The sequence below is a fragment of the Mycolicibacterium sp. ND9-15 genome (assembly GCF_035918395.1).
In the GTDB taxonomy this organism is placed as follows: domain Bacteria; phylum Actinomycetota; class Actinomycetes; order Mycobacteriales; family Mycobacteriaceae; genus Mycobacterium.
This window is the reverse complement of the sequence record NZ_CP142362.1, coordinates 1267149-1280859: the sequence shown is the minus strand read 5'-3', so window position 1 is coordinate 1280859 and position 13711 is coordinate 1267149. Positions and strand designations below refer to the sequence as shown.

Genomic DNA, 13711 nt, shown 5'->3' with positions numbered 1-13711 from the left:
GTGCGCTAGGCGCTGCTGAGGCGGATCCGCCAGCGCACGAAGGCTGTGTAGCCGATGCAGATCAGCGCGAGCATCGCCATGTCGAACAGCCAGGTTCCCGCCGTGTGTTCCCAGTGCCGGTCGGCCGGCGTCAACGGCCCCGGAACCAGCCGGATGAGATCGATCGTCGAGGCGGAAGCGGCGAAACCCCAACGCGCGGGGGTGAACCACGACATCTGGTCGAGCACGATGCGGTCGGTCACCGGAATCATGCCGCCCGAGAACACCAGCTGCGACATGATCGCGACCACCAAGAGCGGCATGATCTGTTCGTTGGACCTCGCCAGTGCCGAGAGCGCCAACCCGACCATCGCCGCAGCGACCGTCGTCACCGCGATGTCGACGAACAACTCGACGCTGCGGTTGCCCAGCAGCGCACCACTGTCCACGGCGCCGGGACCCCACCCCTTACCGATGATCGCGATCGCCGTGACGATCGCCGACTGGACGATCGCGAACAGCGTGAACACGAAGACCTTCGCCAAAAGGTATGCGGTGGTTGACAATCCGACGGCCTGCTCGCGACGGAAGATCGCCCGCTCACCGATCAGCGCGCGGATCGTCAGCGCGGTGCCCATGAAGATGGCGCCCACGTTGAGCATGACCAGGATCTGCCCCGGCTCATTGGGCGCCGCGCCGCCCTGCATGGCGGGCACCGGCACGCCGAACCCGACGTCACCGGGCACCGAGAGCGACAACACACCCATGATGAACGGCAGCATCATCAGGAACGCGAAGTAGCCGCGGTCGGACACCACCAGCCGCACCTGACGGCGGGCGATCGTCGAGAACTGCCGCCGCACGCTGGTGCTGGTCGGGCTGCCCAGATCGGACGGCTGCTCGGTCGGCGGGGCGGGCGACGGCGGGCCGTGGTGGGCGAGGAACCGCTTGTTGGCGCCGTCGGGGTCACCCGCGACCGAGCTGAAGATGTCGGCCCAGTTGGTGGTGCCCATCGAGGGCCCGATCTGGTCGGGCGGCCCGTAGAACGCGGTCTTCCCGCCGGGCGCCAGCAGCAGCACCTGGTCGCAGACGTCGAGGTAGGTCAGTGAGTGCGTGACCACCAGCACCACGCGGCCCGCGTCGGCCAGTTGGCGCAGCATCGTCATGACCTGACGGTCCAGCGCGGGGTCCAGGCCGGAGGTGGGCTCGTCGAGGATCAGCAGCGACGGGCCGGTCAGCAGTTCGAGTGCCACCGAGGCGCGCTTGCGCTGGCCGCCTGAGAGCTTGTCGACACGGGTCTCCAGGTGCTTGGTCATCTCGAGCTCCTCGAGCACCTGCATGACGACCTGCTCGCGGTCGGCCTTGGTGGTGTCCGGCGGCAGTCGCAGTTCCGCGGCATACATCAGCGCCTGACGCACGGTCAGCTGACCGTGCACCACGTCGTCCTGGGGAACCATCCCGATTCGGGACCGCAGCGAGGCGTACTCGGCGTGGACGTTGTGGCCTTCGAAGGTGACGGTGCCCGTCGTCGGATGGGTGTAACCGGCGACCAACCGCGCGAACGTCGACTTTCCGGCACCCGATGGACCGATGACCGCCGTCAGCGTGCCCGGCCGCGCGGCGATCGAGATGTTCTCCAGCAGCGTCTTGTTGTTCTCGATGGTCCAGGTGATGCCGTGCACTTCCAGCCCGCCGGTGCGGGTGGCGGCCTCGGTCTCGGTCCGGCGAACCAGCGTGCCGCCGGAGAAGACGAGGTCGATGTTGCCGATCGTGACGGTGTCGCCGTCGTGCAGCAGCGCCGACTCCACGCGCGCACCGTTGACAAACGTGCCGTTGATGCTGCGGTTGTCCTGGATCTCCGTGCCGGCAGCGGTCGGCACCAGGGTCGCGTGGTGGCGCGAGGCCAGCACGTCGGGGACCACGATGTCGTTGTCGGTCGCGCGGCCGATCTTGACAGCGCCCGCGACGTTGTCGGCGGGCCGGCTCGGCCGCAGGATCTTGAGCATGCTCGTGGCGAGGTTGTCGCTCGAGCGCGGTGCGGCGGTCGGTCCCATCATCGTCGCCGACTCGAGTTCCGGCGCCGACATCGACTGTGACACCTGCGGTCGCACCGGTTGCGGTGCGCTCGGATAGCGGGGCGGCGGGGGGGCGCTCGGATATGCCGGACGCGGCGCACCCTGCGGCGGTCCGTATGGCCGTGCTACCTGTGGTCCGGACATCTGCGGGGGCGGAGCGGTGGGGTAGCTGCCCGCCGGCCGGTGGCCGGCGATCGGCACCGCCATGGTGGGCGTACGGCCCACCGCACCCTGGTGACGGCCGACCTCGAACGTCAGTCGTGGGCCGTCGGGATTGCCGATGTTGACGGTCTGGCCGTCGGAGATGTCGACGGCGGGCACCCGGCGGTTGTTGACGAACATTCCGTTGAGGCTGCCGTTGTCGATCGCGACCCAGCGGCCCTGATCGAAGCGCAACACCAGGTGCGCCCGGGAGATCAGCGGATGGGCGATGCGAACGTCGGCGCGGAGGTCACGGCCGATGACGACATCGTTTCCCGCCGCGAAGGTTCGTGTCGATCCGTCGTACCGAACGGTCAGCGCGGGTGGGGCGGGTCGGCTCATCGGAGCCAACTCTAACGGTAGGGACCCTCCGCGCTGCGTTACGACCACGGGGTCGGCTGCTTCGAATGCTTCCGCCCGACGAAAGTTCTCCTGTCGTCCGGCGCGTCGCGCGCTGATTGCGTCGAATCGTGGTCACCATTGGGCATGGTGTCTCGGGCGCCTTTCGTGTTCGTCGGCATTTCCGGGCTCTGCATCGCGGCGGCGTTCCTGGCGCCGACGGTCGATGCGCAGAGCGCCATCGCCATCGACGACCGTGGGTTCGTCGACTCGGATGCACGCTGCGAAGCGCCCGCTGCCCCGGTCGCCTTCGGCCGCACCGAAAGCGCCCTGGTCGCGATTTGTCTGAAGAACGGCCGTTACGAGTACCGCGGTGTGCGGATGCGGGACGAGGCGTTGCTCGCCGCTCCGGCGGTCGAGGATGGCGAGGGCGTGTTCACCGCCGACAGCGAGGGCGTCACGTACACGTTCTCGGCGAAGGAACTCGAGGTTTCATCGGGCGACCAGGTGATCCACGCCGAACCGATGGTCGCCTATGTGGAACCGCGCTCCGCCGACGGCTGATAGTGGTCGGGTGCGCCGGTCAGCACGCAGTGCGTGTGGCTGTAGATCGTGGGCATGCACTTGTTGCAGTGATCGCAGATCGACCGCACCGAGCTGTCGGCCTGGATGCGGTTGAGCAGATCGGGTTCGGCCAACAGCGCGCGGCCCATCGCGACGAAGTCGAAACCCTCCGCCATCGCCAGGTCCATGGTTTCGCGATTGGTGATGCCGCCCAGCAGGATCAGCGGCAGCTTCAGCTCCGCGCGGAACAGCTTGGCATCGCGCAGCAGGAACGCTTCGCGGTAGGGGTACTCGCGGAGGAACTTCTTGCCGGTCATCCGGATGCCCCACCGGATCGGCGGCTTGAACGCGCCCGCGAACTCCTTGACCGGGGCATCGCCGCGGAACAGGTACATGGGGTTGACCAGCGAGCTGCCGGCGGTCAGCTCGATGGCGTCCAGCCCGCCGTCCTCCTCCAGCCATTTGGCGGTCTGAAGCGACTCCTCGACGCTGATGCCGCCGCGCACCCCGTCGGCCATGGTGAGCTTGGCGGTCACCGCGATGGGGTTGCCCTCCTTCTCGACGGCGCGGCGCACGGCGGTGACGACGCCGCGGGCCACCTTCGCGCGGTTCTCCAGCGAGCCGCCGAACTCGTCGGTGCGCCGGTTGATCAGCGGGCTCAGGAACGAACTGGCGAGATAGTTGTGCCCGAGATGGATCTCGACCGCGTCGAACCCGGACTCGATCGCCAGGCGGGCCGCGTCGGCGTGCGCCTCGGTGACCTCGCGGATGTCCTCCGCTGAGGCCTTCTTGGCGAACCGCATCGACAGCGGATTGAAGAAGCGCACCGGTGCCAGCGCTCTTGCCTTGTTGGTCCGCGCGTTCGCCACCGGCCCCGCGTGGCCGATCTGCGCGCTGATCGCCGCGCCCTCGGCGTGGATCGTCTCGGTGAGCTTCTTCAGCCCGGGCACGGCCTCGGGCCGCATCCAGATCTGCCAGCCGTCGGTGCGTCCCCCGGGGGCGACCGCGCAGTACGCCACCGTCGTCATGCCGACCCCGCCGGCGGCGGGCAGCCGGTGGTAGTTGATGAGGTCATCGGTGACGAGCGCATTCGGGGTCGACGCCTCGAACGTGGCCGCCTTGATGATCCGGTTGCGCAGCGTCACCGGCCCGAGCCGGGCCGGCGCGAACACGTCGGGCGCGGTGTCCATGCGACGAGCATGCCAGACTGTGACGCGTGCGTGCGATCACACTGGACGGCAAGGCCACGCGGGACGAGATCTTCGTCGACCTGAAAGAGCGGGTCGCGGCGCTGAGCGCGGCGGGTCGCACCCCCGGCCTGGGCACCGTGCTGATCGGCGACGACCCCGGCTCGCACGCGTATGTGCGCGGCAAGCACGCAGACTGCGCAAAGGTCGGCATCAACTCGATCCGGCGCGACCTGCCCGCCGACATCAGCCAGGCCAAGCTCGACGAGACCATCGACGAACTCAACGCCGACCCCGAGTGCACCGGCTACATCGTGCAGTTGCCGCTGCCGAAGCACCTCAACGAGAACGCCGCCCTGGAACGGGTGGACCCGGGTAAGGACGCCGACGGCCTGCATCCGACCAACCTCGGCCGGTTGGTGCTCAACGAGCCCGCGCCGCTGCCGTGCACCCCGCGGGGCATCGTGCACCTGCTGCGCCGCTATGAGGTGGAGATCGCCGGTGCGCATGCCGTGGTGATCGGCCGCGGCGTGACCGTCGGCCGCCCGCTGGGGCTACTGCTGACCCGGCGCTCGGAGAACGCGACGGTGACGTTGTGCCACACCGCAACCCGTCATCTGCCCGAGCTGGCCCGCGAAGCCGACATCATCATCGCCGCGGCGGGCATGCCGCACATGGTGACCGCCGAGATGGTGCGTCCCGGCGCCGCCGTCATCGACGTCGGGGTCAGCCGCGACGAGAACGGCAAGCTCGTCGGCGACGTCCACCCCGACGTCTGGGAGGTCGCCGGCCACGTGTCGCCGAACCCCGGTGGCGTCGGCCCGCTCACCCGTGCGTTCCTGCTGACCAACGTCGTCGAGCGCGCGGAGGTCCAGACCGGCACGTGACCCCCAAAGAGTTCGCGCACAAGGTTTTCACGGGCCAGTGGCCGTTCTGGTCGGTCGGCCTGACCTTCCTGGTCGCGTTCGTCCTGGTGGTCGCAGGTTATTGGCGGCGGGGTGCGCTGGTGATGGCGATCGGGGTAGGTCTTGCCGCGGCGTTGCGGCTGACGTTGAGCGACGACCGCGCGGGGCTGCTCGCGGTGCGCAGCCGGGCCGTAGATTTCGTCACCACCGCGACGGTCAGCGCGACGATGCTCTACGTCGCCTGGACCATCGACCCGCTGGGCACGAGCTAGTGGCGCTCAGGTGACCCGCTCGATCGCGAAGGCGGCGGCCGCATTTGAGTGAGAAGCCACGGCTGTGAATTGGCTCCCGCAACGACCAGGAATGCTATTTCACGCTGGGCCTCCCGCGGCATCCACCGGTTATGCACTCAGCTTCAGGGCGGCGGCGACGATCGGCTTGGCCCATCCCGGCGTCGCCGACAGGTCCGCGGGGCCGACGATCTCGCCATGACTCACGTGCAGCACGAGCACCGGCCGCGGCGGTTGCCCGTCGGCGGGGTCGGCGTGGGCGGAGTTGTCGTAGACCCGCAGTTCGGTGAGAACCGGCAGCAGCTGCACCAGGTTCTGTCTGCTGTGTCGCCACCGGCGCCGGATGTCGGCTTCGGGAATGTCATGGCCACCGGAGCGGACGCGCTGGGCAACCCGCTCGATATGCGCGTCGGCGCTGGCCAACCCGACGTACCAGATGCGTACCTCGATGCCGCGCGACGCGGCGTCGGACAGCAGCCGGCTGATGGTGCTCCCGCCGAGCGTGGTCTCCAACGCGAAGTCGAGCCGCTCGCGCAGTGCCCGCTCGAGCAGTCTCGTGCCCTGCCGCCATGCCACGGCGTTCGCGGTGGTCTGGTCGAGCCCCGGGTTGGCTCCCATCAGCTTGCGGGCCGCCTCGTCGGGGTTGTAGTAATCGCTGCCCGCCGCGCGGATCATCGCGCCGCCGATGCTGCTCTTACCGGCGCCGTTGACGCCGGCAAGGACATATAGGCGGGACAGTCAGCGCCGCCGTTTCGGGCGGGCCGCCTTCACCGCGGCGCGGCCGAGTCGTTCTGGGTCGGCGTCGAAGGCCGACGCCATGCCGGCCTTCGCCTTACGGCTCTGCATGCGTTCGAGAAGTTCGTCGAACTGCGCTGTCAACTCGTCGAGCGCAGGCGTGCCCGCCTTCGTCAACGCTTCGAACTCGGCGTACGACAACAGCACCGCCCGCGGCGTGTTGTGCTTGGTGATCGCCACCGCGCCTCCGCTCGTGGCCTGCTCGAAGACCGCCCCGAACTCGTTCTTGAAGCGGGTGGCCGCCACGCTCGGCACGTCGACCAGCTCGCCGTCGCGATTGCGGTACGTCAGAGTGGACATATTGGCTATTATAGCCAAAATGTCATTTCCGGGGGGTGTGCCGCGTGCCGCGCGCCGCGCCGAGTTCGACGTTTTGGTCGATTTCACTCGCAATTTTCCGCCAAAACGTCAGTTTCGGCGCTAGTGAACACATGCCCGCTAGGCCAAGTCGGCGCGGATGCACACCGTGACGTACGGCAGCGCCAGCCCGCTGGAGTTGGCCAGCGCCGGATGGGTGGCCAACAGCTCGCGCACGCGGTCCAGCGTCCTGGTGCGTACCTTCTCCGGCGACGTGATGCAGTAGCTTCGCGAGGCGACCAGGTCGAAGAGCGCCCGCGGGGTCAGGTAGTTGGTCCACTCGACCTGATGACGCTCGACGCCGGTGAACGGCCCTGGCAGCGACACGGTGCTGCTGAAAGGATCGTCCTCGTGGCCGATGATCCGGCCGAGATCCTTCACCCAACCCAGCCGCTCGTCGCGGGTGTTCCACACCAGGCCGAGCCGCCCGCCGGGCCGCAACACCCGGGCCACCTCCTTGACGGCGCGTTCGGGATCGAACCAATGCCACGCCTGGGCCACCAGCACGGTGTCGACACTGTCGTCGGGCAGCGGAATCTCCTCTGCGGTGCCGAGCAGCGCGGGCGTTTCGGGCAGCGAATTGCTCAGCAGCTCCAGCATTTCCGGGATCGGATCGACCGCGACCACGTGGAGGCCGCGCTCGACCAGCCGGGTGGTCAGCTTGCCGGTGCCCGCGCCGAGGTCGAGCACCTTGGCGGCGTCTGGAGCCAGCAGCCAGTCGATCGCCTCCGGCGGGTACGACGGCCTGCCTCGCTCATAGGCCGCGGCTTCAGCACCGAACGACAGCGAGCGATCCTGGTCCGGACGGGTCACTGCGCCGTCATTTCGCTGCCAACTCGAGCGTTTGGCGGATGAGCTTGTACACCGCATCGGTCTCCACCAGGAAGCCGTCATGTCCGTAGATCGAGTCGACGACGTCGAGTTCGGCGCAGCCCGGCAGCAACTCGGCCAGCTGCTCCTGCAGCCGCAGCGGGTAGAGCCGGTCCGAGGTGATGCCGCCGACAACTGCGGGCACCGGACAGCCGCGCAACGCGGCCTCGATGCCGCCGCGGCCGCGCCCGACGTCGTGGCTCGACAACGACTCGGTGAGCGCCACGTACGTGCCGGCGTCGAAGCGGGCCACCAGCTTTCGGCCCTGGTGTTCCAGATAGCTCTGCACCGCGTAGCGGCCGCCGACCGCCGGGTCCTCACCGTCCTGCGGATGGTTGGCGAATCGATCGTCGAGCTCGACCTCGCCGCGATACGTCAGGTGCGCGAAGCGGCGGGCGATCTCCATGCCGAGATCGGGGGACAGGCCGGTGCCGTAGTAATCGCCGTTCTGCCAGTTCGGGTCGGCCTTGATCGCCGCGATCTGTGAGCTCTGGGTGCCGAGCTGGTCGGCGGTGGCACGCGCGCCGACGGCGAGCACCAGGCCCGAGCGCACCTTGTCCGGGTGCCCGACCATCCACTCCAGCGCCCTGGCTCCGCCCATCGACCCGCCGAGGACCGCGGCGACCTCGGTGATCCCGACCATCTCCAGGGCGGCGATGTCGGCCTCCACCTGGTCCCGGATGGAGACGACGGGAAATCGTGAGCCCCACGCCTTGCCGTCGAGGTGCAGTGAGCTCGGACCGGTCGAGCCGCGGCACCCGCCGAGCACGTTGGTCGCCACCGCGCACCAGCGGTCGGTGTCGATCGGGCCGCCGGGCCCTGCCACACCGTCCCACCAGCCGGGGGTCGGATGGTTCGGACCCGCCGGTCCGGTGATGTGCGAGTCGCCGGTCAGCGCGTGCAGCACGACCACCACGTTGTCGCGTTGCGGCGACAGCTCACCCCAGCGCTGAACGGCGATCGAAACGTCGTCGATGACCGCACCGCTTTCCAGTGTCAGCGGTCCTATGTTGACGACGCCGACCTCGCCCTCGGCGGGCAGACTCAACAGTGGCACGTCGGTTTCCAATTCGAAGATCGTCATCAGAACGCCGCCGTGGTGTTGGGATCGGTCACCGCTCCGGAGCGGAACGGCTTGGCGGCGGCGAAGCCCTGCTCCAGATCGGCCAGGATGTCCTCGATGCCCTCGATGCCGACCGCCAGGCGTACGAGGCCGGGCGTGACCCCGGTGGCCAGCTGCTCCTCCGGGGACAGCTGCGCGTGCGTGGTCGAGGCCGGATGGATCACCAGCGACCGCACATCGCCGATGTTGGCGACATGACTGTGCAGGGTGAGCGCGTTGACGAAGGCCTTGCCCGCGTCGACCCCGCCCGCCAGCTCGAAGGCGAGCACGGCCCCGGTGCCCTTGGGCGCCAACTTCTTTCCGAGCTCGTGCCACGGCGACGACGGCAGCCCGGCGTAGTTCACCGACGTGACATCCTGGTGTCCGGTTAGGTACTCGGCGACCTTCTGCGCGTTCTGCACGTGACGTTCGACGCGCAGGCTCAGCGTCTCGAGCCCCTGGGCCACCAGAAAGGCGTTGAACGGCGACGCCGCCGAACCCAGGTCGCGTAGCAGTTGCACGCGTGCCTTCAAGGCGAAGGCGGGTGGGCCGAGCTCGGCGTACACCACGCCGTGGTAGCTCGGGTCCGGTGCGGTGAAGCCGGGGAACTTGCCGTTGGTCCAGTCGAATGTGCCGCCGTCGACGATGACACCGGCGATCGCCGCGCCGTGGCCCCCGAGGTACTTGGTGGCCGAGTGCACGATGATGTCGGCGCCGTGGCGCAACGGTTGGATCAGGTACGGCGTGGCGATCGTGTTGTCGACGATCAGCGGCACGCCGGCGTCATGGGCGACCGCGGCGACGTTGGGGATATCGAGCACGTCGATCTTCGGATTCGAAATCGTCTCGGCGAAGAACGCCTTGGTGTTCGGGCGCACCGCCGCGCGCCAGGAGTCGAGATCGTCGGGATCCTCGACGAAGCTGACCTCGATGCCGATCTTCGACAGCGTGTAGTGGAACAGGTTGTAGGTGCCGCCATAGAGCCGAGGGCTGGACACGATGTGGTCGCCGGCATCGGCGATGTTGAGGATCGCGAACGTCGACGCGGCCTGACCGGAAGCCAGGAACAGCGCGGCGACTCCGCCCTCGAGTGCTGCGATGCGCTTCTCGACGGCGTCCTGCGTCGGGTTCATGATCCTGGTGTAGATGTTGCCGGGCTCGGCGAGACCGAACAGCGCGGCGGCGTGCTCGGTGCTGTTGAACGTGTACGACGTGGTCTGGTAGATCGGCAGCGCCCGCGCGTTCGTCGCGATGTCGGGGGTCTGGCCGGCGTGGACCTGCTTGGTCTCGAACGCCCACTTTGCGGTCGGATCTTCTGGCGCGCTCATGCGGGAACGGACCTCCATCTGCGTCTGGGGGCCCGTCAGAACGGACCCGCGCTTGCCGGCAGCCGCTTGTTAGCGGTTACTCAACCTGGTCATCACCCGGGGCACCCCACCGCGGTTGGAGGGTTGCCGACCAGCAAGCCGGGGCTTGTCGCTGGCACTCATGACCGATGAGAAGCGTATCGCACGTCACCGGCGTCATGCCAGCGAGGGATCGCACCGACGCGGACCCCTGGCTCACACGCAACGTCAGGTACGAGGCAATACTGGTAGCCGACGCCACAGAAAACGACCTCGAAACCGACCGAGGCCGCACCGACAAGCGAGCCGGGAGAACACCGCATGACTGCCGAGCAGCCGACCATCATCTACACGCTGACCGACGAGGCGCCGCTGCTGGCGACCTACGGGTTCCTGCCGATCGTTCGTACTTTCACCGAACCGGCGGGCATCAATGTCGAGACCAGTGACATCTCGGTGGCCGCGCGCATTCTCGCCGAGTTTTCCGACCGCCTGACCGAAGACCAGCGGGTGCCCGACAACCTGGGCCGCCTGGGTCGCCTGACTCAGGACCCGGAGACCAACATCATCAAGCTGCCGAACATCAGCGCTTCGGTGCCCCAGCTGCTAGCCGCCATCAAGGAGCTCAAGGCCAAGGGTTTCGACCTGCCGGATTACCCGGGCGACCCGAAGACCGACGAGGAAAAGGCGATCAAGGAGCGCTACGCCAAGGTACTCGGTAGCGCGGTCAATCCGGTTCTGCGGCAGGGTAACTCAGATCGACGCGCACCCAAGGCGGTAAAGGAATACGCGCGTAAGCATCCGCACAGCATGGGCGAGTGGTCGCAGGCGTCGCGCACGCACGTGGCGACCATGAAGAAGGGCGACTTCTACCACGGAGAGAAGTCGATGACGCTCGACAAGGACCGCAAGGTCAAAATGGTGCTGCAGACGAAATCGGGCGGGGAGACCGGAAAGACTGTGGTGCTCAAGCCGGAGGTCGCGCTCGAGGCCGGCGACATCATCGACAGCATGTTCATGAGCAAGAGGGCGTTGTGCGAGTTCTTCGAGGAAGAGATCCAGGACGCCTACAAGACCGGCGTGATGTTCTCGCTGCACGTCAAGGCGACGATGATGAAGGTGTCGCATCCCATCGTGTTCGGTCACGCGGTGAAGGTGTTCTACAAGGACGCGTTCGCCAAGCACCAGAAGGTGCTCGACGAACTGGGCGTCAACGTCAACAACGGCATGTCCGACCTCTACAGCAAGATCGAGGCGCTGCCGGCCTCGCAGCGCGAGGAGATCATCCAGGACATCCACGCCGTCCACGAGCACCGGCCCGAACTGGCGATGGTGGATTCGGCCCGGGGTATCACCAACTTCCACTCGCCCAGCGACGTCATCGTCGACGCATCGATGCCGGCGATGATCCGGCTCGGCGGAAAGATGTACGGCGCCGACGGGCGGACCAAGGACACCAAGGCGGTGAACCCCGAGTCCACGTTCAGCCGCATCTATCAGGAGATGGTCAACTTCTGTAAGACGCACGGTCAGTTCGATCCGACCACGATGGGCACCGTCCCCAACGTCGGGCTGATGGCGCAGCAGGCCGAGGAGTACGGCAGCCACGACAAGACGTTCGAGATCTCCGAGGACGGCGTGGCCAACATCGTCGACATCGACACCGGCGAGGTGCTGCTGACCCAGAACGTCGAGGCCGGCGACATCTGGCGCATGCCGGTGGTCAAGGACGCCGCGATCCGGGACTGGGTCAAGCTCGCGGTCACCAGGGCGCGGGTGTCGGGGATGACCGCGCTGTTCTGGCTCGACACCGAGCGTCCGCATGAGGTGGAACTGCGCAAGAAGGTCAAGGAGTATCTCAAGGACCACGACACCGATGGCCTACACATCCAGATCATGCCGCAGGTGTGGGCGATGCGGTACACGCTCGAACGGTTGATCCGCGGACAGGACACGATCGCCGTGACCGGGAACATCCTGCGGGACTACCTGACCGACCTGTTCCCGATCCTGGAACTGGGCACCAGCGCGAAGATGCTGTCGATCGTGCCGTTGATGGCCGGTGGGGGCATGTACGAGACCGGTGCGGGCGGTTCGGCGCCCAAGCACGTCCACCAGCTGCTCGAGGAGAACCACCTGCGGTGGGACTCGCTCGGCGAATTCCTGGCCATCGGAGCGTGTTTCGAGGACATCGGGCGCAAGACCGAGAACAAGCGGGCCATTCTGTTGGGTAAGACGCTGGACTCCGCGATCGGAAAGCTGTTGGACAACGACAAGGGACCGTCACGCAGGACCGGCGAGTTGGACAACCGCGGCAGCCAGTTCTACCTCGCGATGTACTGGGCGCAGGAACTCGCCGAGCAGACCGAGGACCCCGAACTCGCCGACCACTTCGCAGACCTGGCCTCGTCGCTGGCCGAGAACGAGGAGAAGATCGTCAACGAACTCGCTGAGGTGCAGGGAGATTCGGTCGACATCGGTGGCTACTACTACCCGGACCCGGAGAAGACGACGTCCGTGATGCGGCCCAGTAAGACGCTGAACTCGGTGCTGGAGGGTGCGACGGTGCAGGCGGTAACCGAGGCTTAGCTCCCGGTCGCTTCCCTGGGTGGCGATGCGTAGCGGTCGACGAAGTCGACGATCAGGTCGGCGACGACCTGCGGCGCCTCGAACATCGGAATGTGCCCGACATCGTCGAGGTGGGTGATCTCGGTGCTCGACGGCAGCTTGGCGGTGAAATGGCGAGTGAACCGCGGATGCGGCAGCACCCGGTCCTTCTCGCAGATCACCAGGCGGGTCGGGCACGTGCCCTCGGCCAGGTCCAACAGCCCCGGCGTCAGCAGCGACTTCACCAACAGCTGGTAATAGGCCGGGCAGTGGGTGACGTCGTCGATGATGTCGACGAGATCTTCATCGGACAGGCGGTCCGGACTGGCACTGATGGGGAAGTGAGCGAGGAACCGGGCGAACGGCAACTTCCGGACATGTTGACGAAACACGAGCGTGAACAGCCATACCGGAAGGCCGGCCAGGAACTTGCCGATGATCTCGAATTTGGCGGGCGTGTACCGGGTCCACCCGCCGGCCGGTGCGATACCGGTCAGCGTGCGAGCCCTACCGCGGCGCTCCAACTCGAAGGCCACCCAGCCGCCCAGCGAGTTGCCGACGATGTGCGCGGTGTCCCAGCCGAGCGCGTCGAGCCTGCGTTCGACGTCATCGGCCAATTCGGGCGTGTCGAGAAAGCGGTGCCCCTTCACGCCGCCGTTGTGGCCGGGCATGGTGGGCGCGAAAACCTCGTAGCGTCCGGTGTCGGCGATCAGCGGAGCGACCTTTTTCCACACGTTCTGCGACATCATGAACGGGTGCAGTAACAGCATGGGCTCGCCGGTTCCGACGTGGATCGGTGCGCGCTCGGTCATCAGCCCGAGACTAAAGGCGATACCGCCGGTACCGCAAGTAGGTCGTATGGTCTGCCGGACCTGGCGGTCGTGAACATCATCAGCTCGAGAAGGAACGGTTCATGGTTGCGTTGGGCTGCGCGGATGGCGACGCTGACCGACCGCGGTGCCGTGGTTCGCGGCGGCCGGAACATCGACCACACGGAGAACGAGATCAAGTCAGGTTCAAGGTAGAAGTCTGAGGCCGATTGCCCTCGTTCATTTCGCCGGCGGGCATAAGCTCGGTTGAGCTTGGGAGGTGAA

At 67.2% G+C, this 13711-nt stretch carries 12 protein-coding genes and 1 riboswitch; of the genes, 4 read left to right on the top strand and 8 right to left on the bottom strand.

Annotated elements, in window-relative coordinates:
• Positions 1-5 precede the first annotated feature (5 nt).
• Complete coding sequence (locus tag QGN32_RS06255; protein WP_326547761.1) at positions 6-2597, bottom strand: FHA domain-containing protein; 2592 nt, start codon at positions 2595-2597, stop codon at positions 6-8.
• A gap of 147 nt (positions 2598-2744) precedes the next feature.
• Here QGN32_RS06255 and QGN32_RS06250 point away from each other — a divergent pair, with 147 nt between their 5' ends.
• On the top strand, positions 2745-3158 hold the full coding sequence (locus QGN32_RS06250; RefSeq protein ID WP_326547760.1) for a hypothetical protein: 414 nt from the start codon (positions 2745-2747) through the stop codon (positions 3156-3158).
• On the opposite strand, the gene QGN32_RS06245 is transcribed toward QGN32_RS06250, so the two are convergent.
• Positions 3128-4348: an NADH:flavin oxidoreductase gene (locus QGN32_RS06245; RefSeq protein ID WP_326547759.1), complete on the bottom strand. Its 1221-nt coding sequence runs from the start codon at positions 4346-4348 to the stop codon at positions 3128-3130. The two genes, QGN32_RS06250 and QGN32_RS06245, sit on opposite strands and share 31 nt — an antisense overlap.
• A 26-nt stretch (positions 4349-4374) precedes the next feature.
• Here QGN32_RS06245 and QGN32_RS06240 point away from each other — a divergent pair, with 26 nt between their 5' ends.
• Positions 4375-5232 (top strand): bifunctional methylenetetrahydrofolate dehydrogenase/methenyltetrahydrofolate cyclohydrolase, encoded by an 858-nt coding sequence (locus tag QGN32_RS06240; RefSeq protein ID WP_326547758.1) that lies wholly within the window; start codon positions 4375-4377, stop codon positions 5230-5232.
• Positions 5229-5522 carry a DUF3017 domain-containing protein gene (locus QGN32_RS06235; protein ID WP_326547757.1) on the top strand — a complete coding sequence of 98 codons (294 nt, stop codon included), beginning with the start codon at positions 5229-5231 and terminating at the stop codon, positions 5520-5522. The genes QGN32_RS06240 and QGN32_RS06235 overlap by 4 nt, the downstream gene beginning before the upstream one ends.
• A 129-nt stretch (positions 5523-5651) precedes the next feature.
• Here the strand turns inward: QGN32_RS06235 and QGN32_RS06230 are convergent, their stop codons facing one another.
• The 5 genes from QGN32_RS06230 to QGN32_RS06210 all read right to left on the bottom strand — a co-directional run bounded on the left by QGN32_RS06230 (position 5652) and on the right by QGN32_RS06210 (position 9992).
• Positions 5652-6215 (bottom strand): ATPase, encoded by a 564-nt coding sequence (locus QGN32_RS06230; protein ID WP_326547756.1) that lies wholly within the window; start codon positions 6213-6215, stop codon positions 5652-5654.
• Between the two features lie 63 nt (positions 6216-6278).
• Positions 6279-6635 carry a type II toxin-antitoxin system prevent-host-death family antitoxin gene (locus QGN32_RS06225; RefSeq protein ID WP_326547755.1) on the bottom strand — a complete coding sequence of 119 codons (357 nt, stop codon included), beginning with the start codon at positions 6633-6635 and terminating at the stop codon, positions 6279-6281.
• A gap of 138 nt (positions 6636-6773) precedes the next feature.
• Positions 6774-7505, bottom strand: coding sequence for a class I SAM-dependent methyltransferase (locus tag QGN32_RS06220; protein WP_326547754.1), 732 nt, complete (start codon positions 7503-7505; stop codon positions 6774-6776).
• Between the two features lie 7 nt (positions 7506-7512).
• A complete protein-coding gene (gene metX, locus QGN32_RS06215) occupies positions 7513-8646 on the bottom strand; it encodes a homoserine O-acetyltransferase MetX (protein WP_326547753.1) in 1134 nt (377 codons plus the stop codon).
• On the bottom strand, positions 8646-9992 hold the full coding sequence (locus QGN32_RS06210; protein WP_326547752.1) for a bifunctional o-acetylhomoserine/o-acetylserine sulfhydrylase: 1347 nt from the start codon (positions 9990-9992) through the stop codon (positions 8646-8648). Before QGN32_RS06210 ends, metX begins: the two co-directional genes overlap by 1 nt.
• A gap of 43 nt (positions 9993-10035) precedes the next feature.
• A riboswitch (SAM riboswitch) is annotated at positions 10036-10158 on the bottom strand.
• 173 nt (positions 10159-10331) lie between these two features.
• Between QGN32_RS06210 and QGN32_RS06205 the strand changes: the two genes are divergently transcribed.
• Entirely contained in the window at positions 10332-12599 is a 2268-nt protein-coding gene (locus QGN32_RS06205) for an NADP-dependent isocitrate dehydrogenase (RefSeq protein WP_326547751.1), read from the top strand.
• On the opposite strand, the gene ephH is transcribed toward QGN32_RS06205, so the two are convergent.
• Positions 12596-13429, bottom strand: coding sequence for an epoxide hydrolase EphH (ephH, locus tag QGN32_RS06200; protein ID WP_326547750.1), 834 nt, complete (start codon positions 13427-13429; stop codon positions 12596-12598). The two genes, QGN32_RS06205 and ephH, sit on opposite strands and share 4 nt — an antisense overlap.
• Between the last annotated feature and the right edge of the window lie 282 nt (positions 13430-13711).

What these genes read in the sequence shown, in the direction of transcription:
- QGN32_RS06210 (WP_326547752.1), bottom strand. Translation starts at nt 9,992, where the DNA reads ATGAGCGCGCCAGAAGATCCGACCGCAAAGTGGGCGTTCGAGACCAAG.
- metX (WP_326547753.1), bottom strand. Translation starts at nt 8,646, where the DNA reads ATGACGATCTTCGAATTGGAAACCGACGTGCCACTGTTGAGTCTGCCC.
- QGN32_RS06225 (WP_326547755.1), bottom strand. Translation starts at nt 6,635, where the DNA reads ATGTCCACTCTGACGTACCGCAATCGCGACGGCGAGCTGGTCGACGTG.
- QGN32_RS06205 (WP_326547751.1), top strand. Translation starts at nt 10,332, where the DNA reads ATGACTGCCGAGCAGCCGACCATCATCTACACGCTGACCGACGAGGCG.
- ephH (WP_326547750.1), bottom strand. Translation starts at nt 13,429, where the DNA reads ATGACCGAGCGCGCACCGATCCACGTCGGAACCGGCGAGCCCATGCTG.
- QGN32_RS06255 (WP_326547761.1), bottom strand. Translation starts at nt 2,597, where the DNA reads ATGAGCCGACCCGCCCCACCCGCGCTGACCGTTCGGTACGACGGATCG.
- QGN32_RS06245 (WP_326547759.1), bottom strand. Translation starts at nt 4,348, where the DNA reads ATGGACACCGCGCCCGACGTGTTCGCGCCGGCCCGGCTCGGGCCGGTG.
- QGN32_RS06230 (WP_326547756.1), bottom strand. Translation starts at nt 6,215, where the DNA reads ATGATCCGCGCGGCGGGCAGCGATTACTACAACCCCGACGAGGCGGCC.